The following is a 19,510-nucleotide window of genomic DNA, read 5'->3' as shown; positions in this document are numbered from 1 at the left end:
GACCGGGGTGCGCCGGCGGCCGTGCGCCCTCACGCCACCTGGGCGCGTGCCGCAGCCAGGCGCGCCAAGGTCTTCTCGCGTCCGAGCAATTCCATGGACTCGTACAGCGGTGGGCTGATGTGCGACCCGGTCACTCCCACCCGGATCGGGGCGAAAGCCTTGCGCGGCTTGAGCTCCAGCTTCTCGATCAACACGTCCTTGAGAGTCGCCTCCAGGTCGGCCGTGGTCCAGGTCTGCAACGCCGTCAGTGCCTCGACAGTGGCGTCGAGAACGGGTGCGGCATCGGCACCGAGGTTCTTGGCCGCGGCTGCGGGGTCGATCTCGAAGTCCGCCTCGTCGACGAACAGGAACTTCAACAGTCCCCATGCGTCCGACAGGACGACGATGCGGGTTTGCACCAGATCGGCCGCGACAGCGAAGACCTTCTCGTCGACCGGCTCGGTGAGATGGCCCTGTGCGACGAGGTATTCGCGCAAACGCGCCGCGAAATCTTCCGCTGCCAGCATCCTGATGTGCTCGGCGTTGATCGCGTCGGCTTTCTTCTGATCGAAGCGCGCCGGATTGGAATTGACGGACGAGATCTCGAACGCCGCCACCATCTCGTCGAGCGTGAACACGTCGTGATCGTCCGAGATACCCCATCCGAGAAGCGCGAGGTAGTTCAGCAATCCCTCCGGCACGAAACCACGATCACGGTGGATGAAGAGGTTGGATTCGGGGTCGCGCTTGGACAGCTTCTTGTTGCCCTGGCCCATGACGAACGGCAGGTGCCCGAACTCGGGGGTGCGTTCTGCGACACCGATCCGGATCAATGCCTCGTAGAGAGCGAGCTGACGAGGCGTCGACGACAGCAGATCCTCGCCGCGCAGGACGTGGGTGATCTTCATCAGTGCGTCGTCGACCGGATTGACCAACGTGTACAACGGAACTCCGTTACCGCGGGTCAAAGCGAAGTCCGGCACCGTCCCCGCCTTGAACGTGGTCTCCCCGCGCACGAGGTCGTTCCATGTCAGATCGTGATCGGGCATCCGCAGTCGCACGACGGCGCCGCGCCCCTCGTCGAGAAATCCCTGTCGCTGCTCCGGCGTCAGATCGCGGTCGAAGTTGTCGTAGCCGAGTTTGGGGTCGCGGCCGGCTGCCTTGTGTCGGGCTTCCACTTCCTCCGGCGTGGAGAAGGACTCGTAGGCCTCCCCGGCGTCGAGCAACTGCTGCACGACGGCGAGGTGCTGGTCGCGACGCAGCGACTGACGGTACGGCTCGTACGGGCCACCCACTTCGGGACCCTCGTCCCATTCGAGGCCGAGCCAGCGCAACGCGTCGAGCAGGGCGGCGTAGGACTCCTCGGAGTCGCGTGCGGCGTCGGTGTCCTCGATGCGAAAGACGAAGGTGCCGCCGTGATGCCTGGCGAACGCCCAGTTGAACAGTGCGGTGCGGACCAGGCCGACGTGCGGGGTACCGGTGGGCGACGGGCAGAACCGAACGCGGACATCTGTTGGTGTGGTCATGTTCGCCCTACTTCTTCGCTGCGACGGGGTTGGTGAGGGTACCGATTCCCTCGACGGTGATCGACACGCTGTCTCCGTCGGTGATGGGTCCGACTCCCTCGGGGGTTCCGGTGAGGATGACATCTCCGGGGAGCAGCGTCATCACCGCGGACACCCACTCGATGATCTTCGGAATGTCATGCAGCAGAAGCGAAGTGCGGCTCCGTTGTTTGACCACGCCGTCGACCTCGGTCTTGATCTCGAGATCGGTCGGGTCGAGCGAGGTCTCGATCCACGGCCCGAGCGGACAGAAGGTGTCGTGTCCCTTGGCGCGCGTCCACTGTCCGTCGTGCTTCTGGTGATCGCGGGCCGAGACGTCGTTGGCGACGGTGTATCCCAGCACCACCTCGTACGCCTTGGCGGCGGGGACGTCCTTGCACGGACGGCCGATGACGATCGCCAGTTCCCCCTCGAAGTGCACTTCGTTCGAGGACGGCGGCAACACGATGGACGCACCGGGGCCGACGATGGAGGTGTTCGGCTTGATGAAGATCACGGGGTCCTTCGGTGCTTCACCGCCCATCTCGGCCACGTGCGCAGCGTAGTTCTTACCGATGGCGATGACCTTGCTGGCGAGGATGGGCGCGAGCAGTCGCACGTCGGCCAGTGGCCACGACCGACCCGTGAACGTGGGTGTGCCGAAGGGATGTTCGGCGATTTCCTTCGCAGTCTGCGAGTCACCCTCACCTTCGATACTCACGAATGCCACACCATCAGGACTTGCAATTCGACCGAGACGCATGTCGGAAGTCTATCGACAAGCGTGGTGTGCACTCCGCCACCGTCCGTTCGGCGCGGTTCGGGCCGGTGTAGGGTCGAACTTCGGTTCCATATTGCAAGAAACCACGTCCATATATTGAGATGGAGAATTGATGGACGCCACCGCGCAGCTGTCCGACATCGGCGAGTTCAGGCGATGGTTCATGCTTGCCCTCGGCATGCTCGCGCAGACCGCAGGCGCGGTGTTCATCAACGGTGCAGCGTTTCTCATTCCCGCCCTGCACGACGACCGCGGCCTGAGCCTGCCCGCCGCCGGACTCGTCGTCGCCATGCCCACCGTCGGCATCATGTTCACCCTGATCGCCTGGGGTGTGTTGGTCGATCGGATAGGCGAAAGACTGGTTCTCGCAGTCGGGCTCGGCCTGACGGCGCTCGCCGCTGTAGCCGCCGTGTTCACCACTTCCGTTGCTCTGCTGGCAATCCTGCTCCTGCTCGGCGGAATGGCAGCGGCGAGTGCGAACAGCGCCAGCGGACGTGTGGTGGTCGGCTGGTTTCCGCCGCAGCGTCGTGGATTGGCCATGGGAATCAGACAGATGTCGGTCCCTCTGGGCGTCGCCATCGCAGCCCTGACCATCCCACCCATCGCCCGGGACCACGGCGTCGGAGCGGCACTGCTCGTACCCGCGGCCGTGTGCGCAACAGCCGCAGTGATGTGTCTGGCGGTCGTCGACCCCCCGCGTCCCAATCGCATCGATGCCGCGGAGCAGGGTCTGCTCGACAATCCGTACCGGGGCAGCAGGCAGCTGTGGCGCATTCACGCCACCTCGATCCTGTTGGTGGTGCCGCAGTACGTGGTCTGGACGTATGCGCTCGTATGGCTGATGACCGACCGAGGGTGGACGGCAGCGGCGGCGGGCGTCCTCGTCACGGTGACGCAGATTCTCGGCGCACTGGGCCGGATGAGCGTCGGCGCGTTGTCCGATCGGGTCGGCAGCCGCATGCGGCCCCTCCGGTGGGTCGCGGTGACTGCCGCCGTCAGCATGCTCGGACTCGGAGTGGCCGACTGGTTCGACTCCCCCGTCGCGATCGTCATGCTCGTCGTCGCGTCGGTCGCCACCGTTGCCCCGAACGGGCTTGCCTTCACCGCTGTTGCCGAGATATCAGGACCGTATTGGAGCGGACGCGCCCTCGGCGTGCAGAACACGAGTCAATACGTGTTCGCGTCGGCCGTGCCGCCGGTGTTCGGGGCCCTCGCGGCGGTCAGCTTTCCCGTCGCATTCCTGGTGTCGGCGGTCTTCCCAGCACTCTCCGTGCCGATCGTCCCCGACGATCCACGTCCCGAGAGTCCCGACGAGAAGGCCGACAGTCCCGAAAAGAATTCCGACCGCGCCGGCTGATCCAGCACGGTGGGGATGTCCGGAAACACGAAATGCCACGGTGGCCGGTCGGCCTACCGTGGCATTCGTGTCGGTTCGGCTAGAGGCGAGCGGCGATTCGTGCGCCGATCTCTTTCGTCGACGCAGTCGTGGTTCCACGCTGCGCGAGGTCCGCTGCGACAGCGGCTTCCACTCGCGCCGCTCCCGCCGCGTCGCCGAGATGATCGAGTAGCAAAGACACCGACAGGATGGCCGCCGTCGGATCGGCCTTCTGCTGCCCTGCGATGTCGGGAGCGCTGCCGTGCACGGGCTCGAACATGCTCGGATTGGTACCGGTGGCATCGATGTTTCCGCTTGCGGCCAAACCGATTCCACCGGTCACCGCTGCCGAGAGGTCGGTCACGATGTCGCCGAACAGATTGTCGGTGACGATGACATCGAACCGGCCCGGGTCGGTCACGAGGTGAATCATCGCGGCATCGATGTGCTGGTACGCGACCTCGACGTCCGGGAACTCCGTCGCGACCTCGTTCACAGTCCGAGCCCAGAGGCTGCCGGCGAACGTGAGCACGTTGGTCTTGTGCAGCAGCGTCAGGTGCTTGCGCCGTGTCAGAGCCCGCTCGAACCCGTTGCGCACCACCCGCTCGACGCCGTAGCGGGTGTTGACACTGACCTCGGTGGCCACCTCGTGCGGCGTGCCGACGCGAAGCGCTCCACCGTTTCCGGTGTACGGACCTTCGGTGCCCTCACGCACGACCACGACGTCGATCTGCTTGTCACCGGCCAACGGCCCGACCACTCCGGGGTACAGCTTGGCCGGACGCAGATTGATGTGGTGATCGAGCTCGAACCGAGCTCGCAACAACAGTCCACGCTCGAGCACGCCGCTGGGCACCGACGGATCTCCGATGGCTCCCAACAGAATTGCGTCGTGCTCACGCAGTTCCGCCAACACCGAGTCCGGCAGCAGTTCTCCGGTGGCGTTGTAGCGACGAGCACCGAGGTCGTACTCGGTCTTCTCGGCTCCGGGTGCAACCACGTCGAGCACGGCGAGCGCCTCGGTGACGACCTCGGGTCCGATTCCGTCCCCGGCGATGACGGCCAGCTTCATCTCACTCCTCGTGATTGTTCGACTTCGTTCGATCGACTGCGAGCGACGCTCAGGACAGGTCGACCAGCTCGATGGTGGACGCGCCGACCGCCGATGCGATGCTCGCGCTCAGCTCCTCCGGAACGTCCTTGTCGACGCGCAGCAGAATCGTTGCACCGTCGCCCTCGGAGTCCTGGCTCAGGGCGGCGGCCTGGATGTCGATGCCGGCGTCGCCGAGCAGGGTGCCGATCCGGCCGAGGCTGCCGGGCTGATCCGCGTAGTTGACGATGAGGTTCTTGCCCTCGGCACGGAGGTCGAAGTTGCGACCGTTGATGTTGACGATCTTCTCGACCTGCGTGGTACCGGTCAGCGTGCCCGCGACGTTGAGCACAGAACCGTCGCCGTAGACAGCGCGGATGTCGACGACACTGCGGTGGTTCTCGCTCTCGGAGGCTGTGGTGACCTCGGCGGTGACGCCACGCTCCTCGGCCAGCGAGGGGGCGTTGACGAACGTGACCGAGTCCTCGATGACGGCGGAGAAGAGTCCGCGCAGCGCCGAGAGCTTGAGGATCTCGACGTCCTCGGTGGCGAGTTCGCCGCGAACGTCGACCGACAGCGAGGTGGGAAGTTCGGTGGACAGAGCGCCGAGCAGCACACCCTGCTTGCGCACGATCTCGAGCCACGGCGAGACCTCCTCGCCCACGGCACCACCCTTGACGTTGACGGCGTCGGGCACGAATTCGCCTGCGAGAGCGAGTAGTACAGACTTGGCGACGTCGGTGCCCGCGCGATCCTGGGCCTCGGTCGTCGACGCGCCGAGGTGCGGGGTGACGACGACCTGAGGCAGCTCGAACAGCGGGCTGTCGGTGCACGGCTCGGAGGCGTACACGTCGATTCCCGCGGCGAAGACGTGGCCGGAGGTGATGGCGTCGGCCAGGGCCTGCTCGTCGACCAGTCCACCGCGAGCGGCGTTGACGACGATGACACCGGGCTTGGTCTTGGCGAGGGCTTCCTTGCCGATGATTCCCTTGGTCTCCGGGGTCTTCGGCAGGTGAACCGAGAACATGTCGGCGCGCTCGAGCAGCTCGTCCAGGCTCACCAGCTCGATGCCGAGCTGGGCGGCACGCGCGGCCGAGACGTAGGGGTCGTAGGCGATGATGTGGGTCTCGAATGCAGCGAGACGCTGCGCGAAAAGCTGACCGATGCGGCCGAGTCCGACGACGCCGACGGTCTTGCCGAAGATCTCGACACCGTTGAACTTGCTGCGCTTCCACTCGTGCTGACGCAGGGTGGCGTCGGCAGCGGGAATCTGGCGCGCGGCGGAGAGCAACAGCGTCACCGCATGCTCGGCAGCGGTGTGGATGTTGGAGGTCGGGGCGTTGACGACGAGGACACCGCGCTCGGTGGCTGCAGGTACGTCGACGTTGTCCAGGCCGACACCGGCGCGGGCGACGATCTTGAGCTTGGTGCCGGCGGCGAGAACCTCTGCGTCGACCGTGGTCGCGGAACGCACCAGGATCGCGTCGGCCTCGGGAACCGCGGCGAGCAGCGCGGGGCGATCCGGGCCGTCGACCCAACGGACCTCGACGCCGTCGCCCAATGCCTCGACGGTGGACGGCGCAAGTTTGTCGGCGATCAGAACGACAGGACGGCCTGGCTGGCTCACGTGAAAAACTCCCTATGTCGGTTCGAGACTGTTGTCGATGAAAATTCGGAGCTGGTGCAGCAGAAACAGTTTAGAGGCCGGAGACGTCGAGCTGCGACGCCACCTGGTGCACGCACCGAAGGGCACCCCTACCGATGCAGGGGTGCCCTTCGATCAGCATGCGTGCGAACGTGATTCGATGAGAATCAAGCCGTTTCGGTGATCGGGCGATCGACCCAGCTCATCAGGTCGCGCAGCTTCTTGCCGGTGACCTCGATGGGGTGCTCGGCGTTGGCCTTGCGCAGGCCTTCGAGCTCGGTGTTGCCGTTCTCGACGTTGGCGACCAGGCGACGGGTGAACTCACCCGACTGGATGTCGGCCAGGATGGCCTTCATGCGCTCCTTGGTGCCTGCGTCGATCACGCGCGGGCCCGAGAGGTAGCCACCGAACTCCGCGGTGTCGGACACCGAGTAGTTCATCCGAGCGATGCCGCCCTCGTACATGAGGTCGACGATGAGCTTGAGCTCGTGCAGCACCTCGAAGTACGCCATCTCGGGCGCGTAGCCGGCCTCGACCATGACCTCGAAGCCCGTCTTGACGAGCTCCTCGGTGCCACCGCACAGCACGGCCTGCTCGCCGAAGAGGTCGGTCTCGGTCTCTTCCTTGAACGTGGTCTTGATGACGCCTGCGCGCGTTCCACCGATACCCTTGGCCCAGGACAGGGCCAGTGCCTGACCTTCGCCCTTGGGGTCCTGGTCGATGGCGATGAGCGCGGGAACACCCTTGCCGTCGACGAACTGGCGACGCACGAGGTGGCCGGGGCCCTTGGGTGCGACCATGCCGACGGTGACGAACTCCGGAGCCTTGATCAGGTCGAAGTGGATGTTGAGACCGTGCCCGAAGAACAGCGCGTCGCCGTCCTTCAGGTTGGGCTCGATCTCCTCGGAGAAGATCTTGGCCTGTGCGGTGTCCGGTGCGAGCACCATGATCACGTCGGCCCATTCGGACACCTCGGCGGGAGTGCCGACCTTCAGGCCCTGCTCCTCCGCCTTGGCGCGGGACTTCGAGCCCGCTGCCAGGCCGATGCGCACATCGACACCGGAGTCGCGCAGGCTCAGCGAGTGCGCGTGGCCCTGGCTTCCGTAACCGATCACAGCGACCTTGCGGCCCTGGATGATCGACAGATCAGCATCGTCGTCGTAGAACATCTCGACTGCCACTGTTTGTAACCTTTCCTCTTCGATTTCGCTGAAAATCACGTCCGCCGCTCAGCGCGACGCTGTGATCGATTTCGGTCCACGTCCGACGGCAACGACTCCCGACTGAACTATTTCTCGAATTCCATAGGGGTCCAACATCTTCAACAACGCATCGAGCTTCGAGCGGGTGCCCGTCGCCTCGACCGTCACGGCCTCGGGAGACACGTCGATCACCTTGGCGCGGAACAGGTTCACCGTTTCGATGACCTCACTGCGCACACTGGCGTCGGCGCGAACCTTGATCAGCACCAACTCGCGAGCCACCGAGGAGTCGTCGTCCTGCTCGACGATCTTGATGACGTTGATGAGCTTGTTGAGCTGCTTGGTCACCTGTTCGAGCGGGAATTCGTCGACGGTCACCACGATCGTCATCCGCGAGATCTCGGGAATCTCGGTGCCGCCGACGGCAAGCGAGGAGATGTTGAATCCACGGCGCGAGAACAGCGCGGCGACGCGGGCCAGCACACCTGGCTTGTCCTCGACGAGGACGCTGAGGGTATGGCTCGTGCTCACTTGTCGGTGCCTTTCACGTCGTCGATCTGCGGGTGCGGGGCCTGCTCGCGCTCCATGGCCTCGTCGAGGCCCGGCTCGCTGCCCACGGTCTCGTCCTCGTCGAACAGCGGACGGATTCCGCGGGCGGCCATGATCTCGTCGTTGCCCGTTCCGGCAGCGACCATCGGCCACACCTGCGCGTCGGCTCCGACGATGAAGTCGATGACGACCGGACGATCGTTGATCGCTCGTGCCTGCGCGATCACCGCATCGACGTCCTCTTCCCGCTCGCACCGCAGCCCGACGCAACCGAGCGCCTCGGCGAGCTTCACGAAATCGGGGATGCGGACGGCACCGTGGGTACCGAGATTGGTGTTGGAGTAGCGCTCCTCGTAGAACAGGGTCTGCCACTGGCGGACCATGCCGAGGTTGCCGTTGTTGATGAGGGCGACCTTGATCGGGATGCCCTCGACCGCACAGGTCGCGAGTTCCTGGTTGGTCATCTGGAAGCATCCGTCACCGTCGATGGCCCACACCTCGGCGTCGGGGAGGCCCCTCTTGGCACCCATTGCGGCCGGGACCGCGTACCCCATCGTGCCGAGGCCACCCGAGTTGAGCCACGTGCGCGGCTTCTCGTAGTTGATGAACTGCGCGGCCCACATCTGGTGCTGACCGACGCCGGCGCAGTAGATCGCGTCGGGTCCGGCGAACTTGCCGACCGAGCTGATGACGAACTCCGGTGACATCGATCCGTCGGCCGGGCGGTCGTAGCTCAGCGGGTAGGTCTTGCGGATGCCGTTCAGGTAGACCCACCACTGCTCGAGGTCGAGCGTGGTTCCGGTCGCGCGGTCCGCCCGCAGCGCCTCGATGAGCTCGGTGATGACCTCACGGCAGTCGCCGACGATCGGCACGTCCGCGTAGCGGTTCTTGCCGATCTCGGCCGGGTCGATGTCGGCGTGGATGACCTTGGCATCGGGGGCGAAGGACGAGAGCTGACCGGTGACGCGGTCGTCGAACCGGGCACCGAGCGTGATCAGCAGATCGCTCCGCTGCAACGCGGCCACCGCGGCGACGGTCCCGTGCATACCCGGCATTCCGAGGTTCTGATTGTGCGAGTCGGGGAACGCGCCGCGAGCCATCAGAGTGGTCACGACCGGGATTCCGGTCAGCTCGGCGAGCTCGAGCAGTTCCGCCGAGGCGTCGGCCTTGATGACGCCGCCGCCCACGTACAGCACCGGCTGCTTTGCGTCGGCGATGTAGCGGGCTGCTTCGCGGACCTGCTTGCCGTGCGGCTTGGTGACCGGACGGTATCCGGGCAGACGCATCTCCGGCGGCCACGAGAACGTGGTCTGCGCCTGCAGCACGTCCTTGGGGATGTCGACGAGCACGGCACCGGGACGGCCGGAGGAGGCGATGTAGAAGGCTTCGGCCATGATGCGCGGGATGTCGGCACCGTCGGTGATGAGGAAGTTGTGCTTGGTGACCGGCATCGTGATACCCGAGATGTCGGCTTCCTGGAAGCCGTCCGTCCCGATCAGACTGCGGGCGACCTGACCGGTGATCGCGACGACCGGAACCGAATCCATCTGAGCGTCGGCGAGTGGGGTCACGAGGTTGGTCGCGCCGGGACCGGACGTCGCCATGCAGACGCCGACCTTGCCGGTCGCCTGGGCGTAGCCCGTCGCGGCGTGGCCCGCACCCTGCTCGTGGCGCACCAGAATGTGGCGCACCTTCACGGAGTCGAAGAGCGGGTCGTAGACCGGGAGAACCGCGCCACCGGGAATGCCGAATACGGTGTCGACGTCGAGTTCTTCGAGGGCCCGGACGACCGACTGTGCGCCGGTGACCTTCTCCGGTGCGACGTGGCGTCGCGAACCGTTGGTCGCCGCTTCTGCGGACGGGCTGGTCGACGGGCTGGAGGCTGTCCCCGACTTACGGGTCGTGGGCCCTGGGCGTGCGGTTGGTGCGCTCACTGATTGCTTCCTCAGGAATGTGAAATTGCTGGGCGATCTCTGGGCAAGAAAAAACCCCCGTCAGCGTGAGCTGTACGAGGGTGGCGCGTCGATGCGAGTTTGAACAACCGGCTCAGGCGTTGACGCGCCGGCCGATTACGAGTATCCAATTCCGCTTCACGCGCTCGACGGTAGGCGCGCGCACAGGGAAGAGTCAAACTCGTCACGACGCAATCCCATTATGTGAGATCGCGTAGATGCAATGCGAAGATGAATGGGTGTCGTCTTCGCAGCAGTCCGAACCACCTCGGCCATCATCCCACACCGCACCCGAGTCACCGAACGGTGCCGAGGGAGCGCAACCATCGAGAACCCAGGTCATTCGAGTCCCGCGCCTCGCGCTCCTCGGCGTCGGCCTGCTGTTGTTCGGCACCGGACTGACTGCCGCCAGCTGGCCCGCGGCCATGGGATGGCTGCTGATCCTGCCGATCGTCGCGGGCATCTGGGTGTTTCGAGTGCGCACGGTCATCTCTCCCGAGGCGATCACGGCTCGACGGTTCGTGGGTTCGGATGTGATCGCGTGGGAATCGGTGGCGGGTCTGCACTTCCCGGATCGCCGCTGGGCGCGGGTGGTCCTGACCGACAAGAGCGAGAAGTCGTTGCCGCTGGTGCGATTCGATCTGCTCCCCCAACTCGCCGTGGCCAGCGGCGGCCGGATCACCGACCCCTATGCCGCTGCAGCAGCCGCGGCCGAAGCCGAAGCCGAGGCCGAAGCTCGAGACCTCGAGGACGGCGATGACGGCGAGAACGGCGACGAACAGGCAGCGAAGGAGCAGTAGTCGGCGGCGAGTAACCTCGTCGCTGCGAGAAACCGCCGCAACGAACGAGGACAACGCACTATGCCGCCGCTACGCTCACGGGTCACCACTGTCGGACGCAATGCCGCGGGCGCGCGCTCGCTGTGGCGCGCCACCGGAATGACCGATTCGGATTTCGGAAAGCCCATCGTCGCCATCGCGAACTCGTACACCCAGTTCGTCCCCGGCCACGTGCACCTGAAGAACGTCGGCGAGATCGTCGCCGACGCCGTCCGAGCGGCAGGCGGAGTTCCCCGGGAGTTCCACACCATCGCCGTCGACGACGGGATCGCCATGGGCCACGGCGGCATGCTGTACTCGCTGCCCAGCCGCGAGATCATCGCCGACTCCGTCGAGTACATGGCCAATGCGCACACCGCCGACGCGCTCGTCTGCATATCCAACTGCGACAAGATCACTCCCGGCATGCTCAATGCGGCGATGCGCCTGAACATCCCGGCCGTGTTCGTCTCCGGTGGACCGATGGAGGCGGGCAAGGCCGTGGTCGTCGACGGCGTCGCGCAGGCACCGACCGACCTGATCACCGCGATCTCCGCCAGTGCCAACGACGCCGTGTCCGAGTCGGGCCTCGACGAGGTCGAGCGCAGCGCGTGCCCCACGTGTGGCTCGTGCTCGGGCATGTTCACGGCGAACTCGATGAACTGCCTCACCGAGGCGCTCGGCCTGGCACTGCCCGGCAACGGCTCCACCCTGGCCACTCATCAGGCCCGTCGAGCACTGTTCACGCGTGCCGGCACCACCATCGTCGAGGCCGCTCTGAAGTACTACCGCGACGAGGACGAATCCGTACTCCCCCGCAACATCGCCACTCCGGCCGCGTTCCGCAATGCGATGGCCCTCGACGTGGCGATGGGAGGGTCAACCAATACGGTGCTGCACACCCTCGCCGCCGCACAGGAGGGCGAGGTCGACTTCGACCTCGACACCATCGACGCCATCAGCCGTAAGGTCCCGTGCCTGTCGAAGGTCTCCCCCAATTCCGATTACCACATGGAAGACGTGCACCGCGCCGGCGGAATCCCGGCTCTCCTCGGCGAACTGCGGCGCGCGAACCTCCTCGAAACCGACGTCTCGACCGTGCACACGAAGAGCTTCGACGAGTGGCTCGACACCTGGGACATCCGATCCGGCAAGGCGTCCGCCGAGGCCGTCGAGTTGTTCCACGCCGCCCCGGGCGGAGTCCGCACCGTCGAACCGTTCTCCACGGGAAACCGCTGGTCCTCGCTCGACACCGACGCCGCAGGCGGCTGCATCCGCGATCTCGAACATGCCTACACGGTCGAGGGTGGCCTGGTGGTACTGCGCGGCAACATCGCCGTCGACGGTGCGATCCTCAAGACCGCAGGCATCGACGAGGACCTGTTCTCCTTCCAGGGTCCGGCAGTGGTCGTCGAGTCGCAGGAAGAAGCCGTCTCGGCCATCCTGCAGAAGAAGATTCAGCCCGGTGACGTGCTGGTCGTTCGCTACGAGGGCCCCAAGGGCGGTCCGGGCATGCAGGAGATGCTGCACCCGACGGCTTTCCTCAAGGGCGCCGGTCTGGGCAAGGTCTGCGCACTGATCACCGATGGCCGCTTCTCCGGCGGAACGTCGGGACTGTCCATCGGACACATTTCCCCCGAGGCCGCGGCCGGCGGTGTGATCGGACTCGTGGAGAACGGCGACCAGGTCCGAATCGACGTCGCGACCCGCACCCTCGAGATCCTCGTCGACGAGGAGACCCTCGAGACGCGACGCGCGAAGATGAACGCGTCCGAGCGCCCCTGGCAGCCGGTCGACCGCCAGCGCACGGTCACCACCGCTCTGCGCGCCTACGCGGCGTTGGCGACATCGGCGGACAAGGGTGCAGTTCGCTACGTCCCCTGAGGGTGAAACGCACGTGAGCGGAACGTCGTAGCAGGCTAAGAGGTTCCGCTCACGTGGTCGGGACAGCGTCCGGAGTCAGCGGACGACTGGGTTGGCCCCGTTGAGGAAGATCCAGATGCACACGCCCGCGGCGATACCGACGACGAGTGCGAGGAACGAACCGATCCGCGGCCGGGTGGCCCATCCGCGTCGGCCGTCGAATGCGATCTTGCCCGGGCCCGTGAGGATGATCGCGGCAGCGGCGAAGCCGAGAACCGTCTCGTACTCCACGCCGCCGGTGCCCGAGAACTGCAGTCCGGGCTCGACGGCTTGCTTGAAGCACCAGGCGTTGATGATCGTGGCCAGCACAGCGGCACCCGCCAGTGGCGTTGCCAGACCGAGTATCAGCAGCGCTCCACCGAGTGTCTCGCCTGCCGCGGCCGCGATCGCGAGGATCTCCGAGTAGCGGAATCCGGAAGTCTCCAGCAGGTTCTGAAATCCGTCGAGGCCGGGGCCGTTCCACAGTCCCACGAGCTTCTGTAGTCCGTGACCGAGAAACACCGCGCCGATGGTGACGCGAAGGACGAACAGGCCCAGGTCGGTGCTGCCGCGGCGTGAGGGAACCTCGACGGTCTCCGTACGAATCTCCGGCTCGGACGCGACGGCTGCTGCCGGCGCTGCGGCTGTGGTGGTACCGAGATACTCGGTGGAGCGATCGGAGTACGCACTCGACGACGTCTTGTCGGAGGCCGACGGGCGGTCGGTTGGCGAATCGGCGAAGGCCGACGGGCGATAGGCCTGCATCTTCTCCGTCGGCTGTGCATCGGCCGAGCGTGCATCGGACGAGGACGAGTGCGGAAAGTCGAGTTCGTCGTCGGTTCGCGGCAGTCGGTCCGAACGCTGAGCGCCGAACGCCGTGGTCGGCGCACCCGAGGTGTCGGTGCGGTCGGACGCCGGCGTCTCGGAGGTGGAGCGCGAGGGTGGAATCTTCTCCGTGGGGTTGTCGTACGGGCTCTCGGCCGGTTCGTACGGCGTATCCGGCCGGTTGGGGTCGCGCGGTGTATCGGTCACCTCTCCACACTAGAGCCGATGAGTGCTCCTCACCGACGTTGACGCTCACGGCCGCGTGGCGAGTCTCCCCCGACGTTCCGTACCGTTCGAAGTATGAAGCCGGTCGGAGCGTCGCCACGAACTGCAACCGCTGCCGTCGTCGCCCTGTCGATGACCGCTGCCCTGCTCGCCGGGTGCGCCCGATTCGACGACTCGAATGCGTCGCCGTTCACTCCTGCGCCAGAGGTGGGCGCGGCCGAACTGGAGCCGACGACCCCCAGCGAGACGACGCCGCCGTCCGATCCCGATGCACCGCCACCGCCGTCCGGTCCGTGTGTCGACCCCGATCCGGCGGTCATCGCGACATGCCTGGACACCACGGGCGGGCTGGTAGCGCTCCCCGACGGACAGTCGGCGCTGGTTGCCGAGCGTCGCACCGGTCGCATCATGGAGGTCACCGCAGGCCGGACGCCGGTCGAGGTGGCGCGAATCGATGTCGACGGCACCGGCGACGGCGGCCTTCTCGACATCGCGTTGTCTCCGACGTACATCGAGGACGGGTTGCTCTACGCCCTCATCACCACATCCGCGGACACCAGGGTGGTCCGCCTGGCCCAGGGCGATGTACCCAAGGACATCCTGACCGGTATCCCCCGCGGCGCGACGGGCAATCGCGGGGCGATCGACTTCTACACGCCGAACGAATTGCTCGTCCTCACCGGCGACAACGGCGATCCGGCTGCGGCGGCCAGCCCGAACTCATTGTCCGGCAAGTTGTTACGGGTGACCTCACTGTCGCCGACAACGAACCCGCCGCGACCGCAGATCGCGCTCAGCGGTATCGGTACGGCGGGCGACGTCTGCACCGACGGCACCGGAAACATCTACGTCACCGACCGCACCGCGCTCGAGGATCGCCTGCAGCGCATCGACTCACTGGGCGCAGTGTTCAACCCGGTGTGGACGTGGCCGGACCGTCCGGGTGTTGCCGGATGCGCAGCGGGAGAAGGTGGCGTGGCGGTTGCACTCACAACGGCCAAAGCTGTTGCAGCACTGACCACGGACGCGAACACCGGAGCTGTCTCGGCCGAACCGACACTGCTGATCCAGGACGAGTACGGCCAGTTGAACGGCGCGACGAGCTCGGCCGATGGACAGATTCTGGTGGGCACCGTCAACAAGAACGGTGCGGAGCCCGGACCCACCGACGACCGCGTCGTCAAAGTGCCGTTCCCCGGCGGCGGCGGAGGCGGTTTCGACTGAACGAGAAACGACCGAGGCCGAGCGCTCGATTGCGCTCGGCCTCGGTCGTTCTCCGTCGTGATCAGGGCTGGCCGCAGGCCTCTAGTACGAGTTCCTTGACGCGAGCGGCATCGGCTTGGCCGCGTGTCGCCTTCATCACCGCACCGACGATGGCCCCGGCGGCCTGAACCTTGCCGCTGCGGATCTTCTCCACCACACCGGGATTCGCTGCGAGCGCCTCGTCCACGGCGGCCTGCAACTTGGTGTCGTCCTTCTCCAGTACGAGATTGCGCGCAGCCATGACCTCTGCAGGCTCACCCTCGCCCGCCAGCACCCCGTCCACGACCTGACGGGCACCGTTGTTGTTGAGCTTGCCGTCTGCGACCAACGCCGCCACCTCGGCGACCTGAGCCGGGGAGATGGACAGATCGGTCAGTTCGACTCCGGCGATGTTGGCCTGCTGCGCCAGGTACGACACCCACCACGACCGCGCCGCCTGCGCCGACGCACCCGCCTCGACCGTCGCCGCGACCAGCTCGAGCGCACCGGAATTCACCAGATCGCGCATCTCCTCGTCGGAGACCCCCCACTCCTTCTGAATCCGACCGCGGCGCAACCACGGCAGCTCGGGCAACGTCGTCCGAAGCTCCTCGATCCAGGCCGCGTCGGGAGCGACGGGCGCAAGATCGGGCTCGGGGAAGTAGCGGTAGTCCTCGGCGGTCTCCTTCTTGCGGCCGGCGGTGGTGGTTCCGTCCGACTCCTGGAAGTGCCGAGTCTCCTGCGTCACCTCTCCGCCCGATTCGAGAACCGCTGCCTGACGCCGCATCTCGTACCGAACGGCAACCTCGACGCTCTTGAGCGAGTTGACGTTCTTCGTCTCGGTGCGCGTGCCGAATTCGGTTGCCGTCTTCTCCATCAGAGACACGTTGGCATCGCAGCGCAACGAGCCCTGATCCATCCGCACATCGGACACGTTCAGGGACTTCAACAGGTCGCGCAACGCGGTGACGTACGCCCGTGCGACCTCGGGCGCACGGGCACCGGTTCCGGTGATGGTCTTGGTCACGATCTCCACCAACGGAACCCCGGCACGGTTGTAATCGAGCAGCGAATGCGACGCCCCCTCGATACGGCCGGTCGCACCGCCCACGTGCGTCGACTTACCGGTGTCCTCCTCCATGTGCGCGCGCTCGATCTCGACTCGAAACGTACTGCCGTCGTCGAGCAACACATCGAGGTAGCCCTCAGTGGCGATGGGCTCGTCGTACTGCGAGATCTGATAGTTCTTCGGCTGATCCGGGTAGAAGTAGTTCTTGCGAGCGAACCGTCCCCACGGGGTGATCGAGCAATTGAGCGCCAGCCCGATCCGAATCGCCGACTCCACCGCAGCCGAGTTCACCACCGGAAGCGCGCCGGGAAGGCTCAGGCACACCGGGCACACCTGGGTGTTCGGCTCGGCACCGAATTCGGTGGGGCAGCCGCAGAACATCTTGGTCGCCGTGCCCAACTCCACGTGGACCTCCATGCCCAACACGGGGTCGAACTTGGCGAGCACATCGTCGTAATCGATCAGATCGACGGTTGCAGCAGTCATGGTCAGTAGTTTATGCGTTGCACACGACGCGCGAGTAACCACGTGCACTCGTTACCGTGCACGGGTGACTCCCCCAGAGAAGCAGACACTGTCCATGACCGTGCTGATGACACCCGACATGGCCAACTTCTCTGGCAACGTCCACGGCGGCACGATTCTCAAGTTCCTGGACCAGGTGGCGTACGCCTGCGCCAGCCGCTACGCGGGGGCCTATGTCGTGACTCTGTCGGTCGATCGCGTCGTGTTTCGCGAACCCATCCACGTCGGAGAACTGGTCACGTTCTCCGCGTCGGTCAACTACACCGGCCGCACCTCCATGGAGGTCGGTATCCGCGTGGAAACCGAGAACATTCAGCGCGGTGAATTGCGCCACACCAACAGCTGCTACTTCACCATGGTCGCGATCGGCGACGACGGCAAGCCGAAGACATTGCCCCAGTTGACGCCGACCACCGAGGTCGGTGCTCAGCGCTTCGAGGCAGCGCGGCGACGGCGCGAACTACGCCGCGAGACCGAGGAACGCGAAGCCGAAATCCAGCAGGCCTCCGGTCGCATCTGACGGCTCACGACGCCACACCGAATTCAGCCGAAGAACGCGGCGGCGTCGTCGTATCGGGTCTGCGGTACCCGCTTGAGTTGCTTGGTGGCCTCGGCCAGAGACACCAGGCCGATCTCGGTGCCGCGCAACGAGACCATCTTGCCGAAGTCTCCCGAATGCGCCGCATCGGTCGCGTTGACGCCGAATCGTGTTGCGAGAACACGGTCGTACGGCGTCGGCGTTCCACCGCGCTGGACATGGCCCAGCACCGTGGTGCGTACTTCCTTGTTGATGCGGCGCTCGATCTCGACGCCGAGCTGGTGGGCAACTCCGGTGAATCGAACGTGGCCGAACTCGTCGATTCCGCCGTCGAGAAGCTGCATCGAGCCCTCGATCGGCTTGGCACCCTCGGCGACGACACAGATGAAGTGCGAGTCTCCGCGCTGAAAACGCTTGCGCACCAACGTGCACACCTCTTCGACGTCGAACGGCTGCTCGGGAATGAGCGTCATGTGCGAACCGGACGCCAGGCCGGCGTGCAGAGCGATCCACCCCGCGTGCCGACCCATCACCTCGACGAGCATCACGCGCTGATGGGATTCTGCGGTGCTGTGCAGTCGGTCGATTGCATCGGTGGCGATGGTCAGAGCCGTGTCGAAGCCGAATGTGACGTCGGTGCAATCGATGTCGTTGTCGATCGTCTTGGGCACACCGACCACCGGCACACCCTCTTCCGACAACCACGCGGCAGCGGTGAGGGTTCCTTCGCCGCCGATCGGGATCAACACGTCGATGCCGTTGTCCTCGAGAGTCTGCTTGACCCGATCGAGTCCGGCGCGCAATACATCCGGATTGGTGCGCGCGGTGCCGAGCATCGTGCCGCCCTTGGTGAGCAACCGGTCGTTGCGGTCGTCGTTACGCAGTTGCACCCGACGGTCTTCGAGAAGCCCGCGCCAGCCGTCCTGGAAACCGACGACAGTGGAGCCGTACCGTGCGTCCGCGGTGCGTACGACTGCGCGAATCACCGCATTGAGCCCTGGGCAATCGCCGCCTCCGGTCAGAACTCCGATGCGCATCGATTTTCGCCTCTCTGCTCGCAGGTCCGTGAAGCGGACCCGGTGACGGACGTCAGCCTAATCGGGGGTGGGATGCTGCGCGCGTCGGTACCGTTCGGTGCTCACTTCGTCGAGGCGAAGCCGTGCGTCAGTCGAGCAGACCCACACGTTCGCCGAGCCAGTCCATCTCCTGTTCCAGCGCCGGAGCCCAGACCTGCATCGAGTGTCCACCGGGCAGCTCGCTGTAGTGCGCGTCCACACCGGATGCCACTGCAGCCTCGAACGCACGCTCGGTCTGCGGCCGGAACTCTTCGTCGTCGGCACCCACGACGAAGGCACCGGCCGAATCGGGAAAGCTGTTGCGCGAGAGTATGTTCAGCGGCGTCGTGCGCTCGAAACGCGCCTCGTTCGCCGGGGTGTCCGTGCCGTATGCCGCTGTAACGGACTCGCTTCTCGTGCCCCGACGTTGCTCGTCCTCACCCGAGATGTCGAGAAAGGTGGGGTACACCGACGGTGCTGTCACCGCCAGCTGCAGCGCGCACGTTCCCCCGTAGGAATACCCGCCGACCGCCCAGGCCCTCGGATCCGAGGACACCCGAAAATTCGACCGAATCCAGTGCGGCACATCGACCGACAAGTACGTCGCGGCATTTCCGAGATTCGAATCCATGCACATCGGATTCGCCTCGGTGTCACCCAGACCGTCGGCCACCACGACGATCGGAGCCGCACCGCCGTGCCGCGCCGCGAAGGCGTCCATCGTCTGGACCAGACGACCACCCTCGATCCAGTCGACGACGTGGCCGGGTTGGCCGGTGAGCAACACCAGCACCGGTAGATCGCTCGCTCCGGCGTCGTACGACGCCGGAACGTAGACGGTGGCGGGCCGCGCGGCGAAGTGCGACACAGTGCCGGGCACGTCCACATCGACCAACCTGCCGGTGCCCTCGGTCACGGCCGGACGGTGGCCCAGCGCCACGGCCACCGTCGGGTATCGAGTGACGGTCAGATTGGTGAGCACCGTCGCCGCCAACAGAAGCGACGCCACGAGCCCGAGAGCGCTCAGCGGACCGAACACCGCTCCCAGTGCTCGGCCTCGCCGGACCCGCAGCACGACAGCGACGGCCAGGACCGACGTCACGACAACGGCCGCCGTCGACGCGAGCACGGGCACTGCACCGGAGAGCAAGGGCAGATGAGCCAGATCGGCAGCCCACCGATGCAGCACCTCGA

16 protein-coding genes are annotated in these 19,510 nt (G+C 65.9%); 5 read left to right on the top strand and 11 right to left on the bottom strand.

Going from position 1 to position 19,510, the window contains the following annotated elements; genetic code table 11:
* Positions 1-29: 29 nt before the first annotated feature.
* Positions 30-1,505 (bottom strand): glutamate--tRNA ligase, encoded by a 1,476-nt coding sequence (gene gltX, locus R4P47_RS04630; RefSeq protein ID WP_269593597.1) that lies wholly within the window; start codon positions 1,503-1,505, stop codon positions 30-32.
* 7 nt (positions 1,506-1,512) lie between these two features.
* Entirely contained in the window at positions 1,513-2,286 is a 774-nt protein-coding gene (locus R4P47_RS04625) for a fumarylacetoacetate hydrolase family protein (protein ID WP_094642252.1), read from the bottom strand.
* A gap of 130 nt (positions 2,287-2,416) precedes the next feature.
* Here R4P47_RS04625 and R4P47_RS04620 point away from each other — a divergent pair, with 130 nt between their 5' ends.
* The gene (locus R4P47_RS04620; RefSeq protein WP_188078579.1) at positions 2,417-3,661 is read left to right on the top strand and encodes an MFS transporter; all 1,245 of its coding nucleotides are present in this window, start codon (positions 2,417-2,419) and stop codon (positions 3,659-3,661) included.
* A gap of 79 nt (positions 3,662-3,740) precedes the next feature.
* Here R4P47_RS04620 and R4P47_RS04615 read toward each other — a convergent pair whose 3' ends face one another.
* The 5 genes from R4P47_RS04615 to R4P47_RS04595 form a co-directional block, all read right to left on the bottom strand.
* Entirely contained in the window at positions 3,741-4,751 is a 1,011-nt protein-coding gene (locus R4P47_RS04615; protein WP_149405538.1) for a 3-isopropylmalate dehydrogenase, read from the bottom strand.
* Between the two features lie 49 nt (positions 4,752-4,800).
* Positions 4,801-6,396, bottom strand: coding sequence for a phosphoglycerate dehydrogenase (serA, locus tag R4P47_RS04610; protein ID WP_149405537.1), 1,596 nt, complete (start codon positions 6,394-6,396; stop codon positions 4,801-4,803).
* A 185-nt stretch (positions 6,397-6,581) separates the two neighbouring features.
* Positions 6,582-7,583: a ketol-acid reductoisomerase gene (gene ilvC, locus R4P47_RS04605; protein ID WP_170944858.1), complete on the bottom strand. Its 1,002-nt coding sequence runs from the start codon at positions 7,581-7,583 to the stop codon at positions 6,582-6,584.
* A gap of 60 nt (positions 7,584-7,643) precedes the next feature.
* The gene (ilvN, locus tag R4P47_RS04600; RefSeq protein WP_032397758.1) at positions 7,644-8,147 is read right to left on the bottom strand and encodes an acetolactate synthase small subunit; all 504 of its coding nucleotides are present in this window, start codon (positions 8,145-8,147) and stop codon (positions 7,644-7,646) included.
* Entirely contained in the window at positions 8,144-10,099 is a 1,956-nt protein-coding gene (locus tag R4P47_RS04595) for an acetolactate synthase large subunit (protein ID WP_068049511.1), read from the bottom strand. The genes ilvN and R4P47_RS04595 overlap by 4 nt, the downstream gene beginning before the upstream one ends.
* A 257-nt stretch (positions 10,100-10,356) precedes the next feature.
* Here R4P47_RS04595 and R4P47_RS04590 point away from each other — a divergent pair, with 257 nt between their 5' ends.
* Together R4P47_RS04590 and ilvD are read left to right on the top strand one after the other, a co-directional pair.
* Complete coding sequence (locus tag R4P47_RS04590; protein WP_317784143.1) at positions 10,357-10,917, top strand: PH domain-containing protein; 561 nt, start codon at positions 10,357-10,359, stop codon at positions 10,915-10,917.
* A gap of 60 nt (positions 10,918-10,977) precedes the next feature.
* A complete protein-coding gene (gene ilvD, locus R4P47_RS04585; RefSeq protein ID WP_317784142.1) occupies positions 10,978-12,819 on the top strand; it encodes a dihydroxy-acid dehydratase in 1,842 nt (613 codons plus the stop codon).
* Positions 12,820-12,894: 75 nt separating this feature from the next.
* Here the strand turns inward: ilvD and R4P47_RS04580 are convergent, their stop codons facing one another.
* A complete protein-coding gene (locus R4P47_RS04580) occupies positions 12,895-13,869 on the bottom strand; it encodes a DoxX family protein (protein WP_317784141.1) in 975 nt (324 codons plus the stop codon).
* Between the two features lie 93 nt (positions 13,870-13,962).
* On the opposite strand from R4P47_RS04580, the gene R4P47_RS04575 reads away from it, so the two are divergent.
* Positions 13,963-15,111 (top strand): PQQ-dependent sugar dehydrogenase, encoded by a 1,149-nt coding sequence (locus R4P47_RS04575; protein WP_149405534.1) that lies wholly within the window; start codon positions 13,963-13,965, stop codon positions 15,109-15,111.
* Between the two features lie 61 nt (positions 15,112-15,172).
* On the opposite strand, the gene gatB is transcribed toward R4P47_RS04575, so the two are convergent.
* Positions 15,173-16,684 carry an Asp-tRNA(Asn)/Glu-tRNA(Gln) amidotransferase subunit GatB gene (gene gatB, locus R4P47_RS04570; protein ID WP_094671441.1) on the bottom strand — a complete coding sequence of 504 codons (1,512 nt, stop codon included), beginning with the start codon at positions 16,682-16,684 and terminating at the stop codon, positions 15,173-15,175.
* A gap of 94 nt (positions 16,685-16,778) precedes the next feature.
* Between gatB and R4P47_RS04565 the strand changes: the two genes are divergently transcribed.
* Complete coding sequence (locus R4P47_RS04565; RefSeq protein WP_262498317.1) at positions 16,779-17,243, top strand: acyl-CoA thioesterase; 465 nt, start codon at positions 16,779-16,781, stop codon at positions 17,241-17,243.
* A 23-nt stretch (positions 17,244-17,266) separates the two neighbouring features.
* On the opposite strand, the gene R4P47_RS04560 is transcribed toward R4P47_RS04565, so the two are convergent.
* Both R4P47_RS04560 and R4P47_RS04555 read right to left on the bottom strand, forming a co-directional pair.
* On the bottom strand, positions 17,267-18,298 hold the full coding sequence (locus tag R4P47_RS04560) for an ATP-dependent 6-phosphofructokinase (protein ID WP_094642260.1): 1,032 nt from the start codon (positions 18,296-18,298) through the stop codon (positions 17,267-17,269).
* Between the two features lie 127 nt (positions 18,299-18,425).
* Positions 18,426-19,505: an alpha/beta hydrolase gene (locus R4P47_RS04555; protein ID WP_317784140.1), complete on the bottom strand. Its 1,080-nt coding sequence runs from the start codon at positions 19,503-19,505 to the stop codon at positions 18,426-18,428.
* Positions 19,506-19,510: the final 5 nt, after the last annotated feature.

The organism is Rhodococcus sp. IEGM 1370 (assembly GCF_033142325.1).
Taxonomy (GTDB): Bacteria; Actinomycetota; Actinomycetes; order Mycobacteriales; family Mycobacteriaceae; genus Rhodococcoides.
The sequence above is the reverse complement of the archived record's forward strand: the minus strand, read 5'-3'. Positions and strand labels throughout refer to the sequence as shown.